General features: G+C 52.3%; 1 pseudogene. It reads right to left on the reverse strand.

Annotated elements, in window-relative coordinates:
• Positions 1 to 81 precede the first annotated feature (81 nt).
• A pseudogene (locus QP909_RS11725) lies at positions 82 to 819 on the reverse strand (IS3 family transposase); the annotation flags it as partial.

The following is an 819-nucleotide window of genomic DNA, read 5'->3' on the forward strand; positions in this document are numbered from 1 at the left end:
GAACTCGACGGAATACTTTCTAGGCATAGTTCAATCCTTCCTTAGCTGAGGTAGGAACTAAACCCAGGACGCTTCATTCCGATCACGCAGAACTTCACGCTTTAAGGTGGCGTTGAAGGATTCTGCTAGGGCGTTATCGGCGCTAGTTCCCACTGCTCCCATGGATTGGCGCACACCAAGTTGGGCACAGTGGTCCCTAAATGCTTGTGAGGTGTACACACTGCCATGATCAGAATGGAAAATTGCCCCTTGAAGGCTTCCGCGGACTCTTCTGGCATGAGACAAAGCCTCGATAACCAGAGATACCCGCATGTGGTCAGCGAGTGCATGACCGACGAGTTTGCGAGAGTAGGCGTCGATGACCGTGGCCAGGTACATGTTCTTGCCGCCCTTACACGGCAGGTAGGTGATATCTCCTACGTAGACGTGGTTCGGCCTGTCCGCGGTGAATTTGCGGCCTACTAAATCTGGCATGACTCGGTGGCCAGGCTTGCGCCTGGTGGTGATGCACCGACGCCGCTTACTAAAGCCTTTGAGCCCCATGGATTTCATGATGCGTGCGACCTTCTTGTGATTTATCGGAGGAAAGTCCATATCGTCGTTGAGGCTTGCAGCGATGCGTTTAGCACCATAAAGCCCGTGCTCATCATCGAAGATAGTCTTGATTCGTGCACCAATAAGAGCATCGGAATACGTCTTTAACCTGCGTTTTTCGCGGGTGTTGACCCATTTGTAGAACGAGGAGCGATTGAGCTTTAACACGTGGCACATCCGCTTGACCGAGTATTCGGTTCGGTGGTCATAGACAAACTGGAAGCG

This window comes from Corynebacterium sp. MSK195 (assembly GCF_030228885.1).
In the GTDB taxonomy this organism is placed as follows: domain Bacteria; phylum Actinomycetota; class Actinomycetes; order Mycobacteriales; family Mycobacteriaceae; genus Corynebacterium.